The organism is Microbulbifer sp., from assembly GCF_036563125.1.
Lineage (GTDB): Bacteria > Pseudomonadota > Gammaproteobacteria > Pseudomonadales > Cellvibrionaceae > Microbulbifer.
This window is the reverse complement of sequence record NZ_DATCMV010000130.1, coordinates 1-3294: the sequence shown is the minus strand read 5'-3', so window position 1 is coordinate 3294 and position 3294 is coordinate 1. Positions and strand designations below refer to the sequence as shown.

Genomic DNA, 3294 nt, shown 5'->3' with positions numbered 1-3294 from the left:
TGTGTTCTTTGACAAGAGCCTTTCGCGATCTGGCGAGATGGGCTGTGTGAGCTGTCACGAGCCGTTTGCCGGAGGTACCAATGGAGACTCGGAAACCAATCTCCGGCAGGTCGCGGTTACCAGTGCGAACGGCCTAGAAGTCGGTGGCAGAAAGCCACAAACCAACACCTACGCCAGTTTTACCGGTCCCTTCGTAGAATGCAATCGCGGTGGACCAAGTGCTATCGGGCCAAATGGGAAGCAATACTGCGGCGGCAATTTCTGGGACGGCCGTGCTCTGGGGCGCTTGAAAACCGAAGACGAATCCCTGCTTAGTCTCATCCTCGGTGCGACAGAACATATTGGCGAAGAAATTTTTTACGATATCAACGTGGAGAAGACGGACAGTTATAGAAAATATATAAGCGCGATTTCGGATCAGGCCATCAACCCCATTCCTAATAGTGCCGAACAGGACATGTCGCGGTTCGATGTGTGCCAGACGGTAGCTAATTCCAATTATGCGTTTTTGTACAGAAAGGCGTGGGGGATCCACGTGAATTGCAGTGCCGACATTGCCACTGGGCTTGACACTTTCGCCGATATCACTTTTAAGCGCCTGATGTTTTCTGTAGGCGCCTACCAGCACTCAAAGGACATCAACTCTTTCTCGTCGAAACGCGACCTGGCAATACGTGCGGAACTCGCCTGTATCGACAAAACATACAAGCATTACAAAGATCCGGCTGTATGCAAGATGGTTCGGGACTTGCAGAAGACCAACCCGGGCAAAGAGTTTGGCAAGTTCCCGCTAGTACTGTTTACCGACCAGGAAAACCTCGGCCACGACCTGTTTTACAATGTGCGTTTGCCATTTGGTGCTCCCTTCCCGACAGCGCGCACCGATCTGCCCGCAATGCAGTGCGCTTTCTGCCACAGCGATGATCCAGCTATCGATGACGGCAGTGAGCCGCAACAGGTCTACTCTGACCGCGGATACCACAATATAGGCTCGCCGCCCAATCCCGAAATTCCTGCGCTGAGTGGACAGGATGAGGGCTTGACCAGGACCACGCTCAGTATCGATGGGCCTACCAGTCGAGCCGGATTTTTCCGCGCAGTGACCGTACGCAACACCGGCAAGGGCTCCAGTGAAACATTTATCAAGGGCTATACCCACAACGGATTCTTCAAGAGTTTGAAGAGCCTGGTGCACTTCTATGTCACGCGCGACACCCTAGGCGACACCTGTAACACGATGTTGGCCAATGGTGAACTCTTGGATGGCAACGGTGAAGTTCTGCCACCCGGCACCCCTCTTACCGAGGCTGTCGCACTGGCGAACGACTGCTGGCCAGCGCCCGAATTCCCCGACGGGGCAAGCCCCGGATTCCTCGTGGGAGCGCTCGGCACGCCATTCCCCCCCGTGGTTGACATTCCGGTCACTCCAGCCCACGAGGATGCATTGGTTGCCTATCTGGAAACCCTGAGCGATACCCACAGCGCCAGACCCCCGGCGTTACTGCAGTTTGGCGTGCGAAACCCACTCGCATCTGTCCTGGGTGGGGGCGACCTCGACAGCATGATCTGCGACGAGGGCACCACCAGCGATGACTGCGTCGATCTTGAAGAGGCTATGAAATTGCTCGGTGAGGACTGGCTAAGCGTCGAACAGTAAAAACGGTAAGTTGGAAATACAAAGGGGGCCAGAGGCCCCCTTTTTTACGCGTCAAATTCGCAATAATTCGCGTTACTTCACTTGCGCGCAGCCAGCAGGTACAACATCTCCAGCGCCAGGGTGGCACCGGCCAGGCTGGTGATCTCTGCGTGGTCGTAGGCCGGAGCCACTTCCATCACGTCCATGCCGATGATGTTCAGATCACCGAGGCCGCGAATGATCTGCAGCGCGCGATCGGAGGTCAGGCCGCCCATAACCGGGGTGCCGGTACCGGGCGCGAAAGCCGGGTCCAGACAGTCGATATCGAAGCTCAGATAAACCGGCGCATCCCCTACCCGCGCGCGAATGCGCTCGAGGTTCTCCTCCAGTGAATGGTTGTTCATCCAGGCCGCGTCCAGCACCTCGAACTTGTGGGTTGCCGCCGTATATTCGGTGCGGATGCCCACCTGGATGCTGCGCTCGGTATCCAGCAAGCCTTCCTGTACCGCGTGGTGGAACATGGCTCCGTGGTTGTAGACGTAATCCGTCGCTTCGGTATCGGTGTGGGCATCGAAATGCAGCAGCGCCACCGGACCGTGCTTGCGTACATGGGAGCGCAGCAGCGGCAAGGTGATGAAATGGTCGCCGCCCAGGGTCAGCAGGGTTTTGCCCGCTGAGACGATATGGTCCGCATGCTGCTCCACCAGTGCCGCCATCGCCGCGCTGTCGCCATCGCGGAACACGATGTCGCCGTAATCAATGGCGTTCAGGCGGTCGCCGAGGGCGAAAGTCCACGGCCAGCGCTTGTTCTCCCAGCGCAGTTGCGCGGAAGCCTGGCGAACGCCGGAGGGCCCGAAGCGGGAGCCGGAACGGCCGGTGGTGGCGAGATCGAAAGGCACGCCCATTACCACGGCTTCCGCCCCGTCGAGGTCACGGGTCAGCGGCAGGCCGCAGAACGAAAAGATATTGGCGTAGGTATTCGAGAATTCAGATAAGAAACGGGTATCAGTCATGAGAGGTTCCTGTGTCCAATCCGGCTATGCTCCAAAGCGCGGATAAAAAAGGGACTAATGCCAGGGGTCTCTCGGACACGAACCAGAGGCGGTGCGTTGGGTACGAGAAGATGCCTTGGCAACACTCTCGTTGTGGGATCCCAGCGCCCAGAACGGACATCAAGTTTAATTGTCGTGATGTTTGCGACGGCGGACTCAACCGCCCGCGCAGTATGCCCTAAGGCCGTTTACTTTCAAGCGCCAAAAGCGACCTTGAATATAAATTTGTGACCGGAAGTCCGATTCCCGGCCCGGCGACTCGGCGACCTTGATTCGCCACTATCTGTGCCGACTAAAGACTTCAGGCTAGTCGATATTTACCCCCTGCTCAGGGACCAAAACCCCACAGGATTCTTTACGTAACTTGGACACATCCAATTCGATCAGCAGATGGTCGTTTCCCGGACCGTCGAGGGGGATCAGGCGGTACCTGTCACCGCGCAAAAAGACAGTAAAATCGCCGGCCACCCTGGTTATGTTGAATTCTTCCTTAGTGGCTAGCGCTTCTTCCAATGCTTCCATAGAAGAGGCAATACCGTAGGGCTTTCCTCCAACGAAGTAATCGCCTTGGTAGGAAACATGCAGGCTTTCATAAATTGAAAGATT

3 protein-coding genes are annotated in these 3294 nt (G+C 56.5%); 1 reads left to right on the top strand and 2 read right to left on the bottom strand.

The window, feature by feature from the left end:
• On the top strand, nucleotides 1-1657 hold a 1657-nt coding region (locus tag VIL80_RS10750; RefSeq protein WP_332036113.1), incomplete at its 5' end, for a cytochrome c peroxidase.
• 77 nt (nucleotides 1658-1734) lie between these two features.
• On the opposite strand, the gene speB is transcribed toward VIL80_RS10750, so the two are convergent.
• Together speB and VIL80_RS10740 are read right to left on the bottom strand one after the other, a co-directional pair.
• On the bottom strand, nucleotides 1735-2649 hold the full coding sequence (gene speB, locus VIL80_RS10745) for an agmatinase (protein WP_332036112.1): 915 nt from the start codon (nucleotides 2647-2649) through the stop codon (nucleotides 1735-1737).
• 345 nt (nucleotides 2650-2994) lie between these two features.
• Nucleotides 2995-3294, bottom strand: a 300-nt coding sequence (locus VIL80_RS10740; protein WP_332036111.1) for a hypothetical protein, incomplete at its 5' end; no start/stop codon positions are given.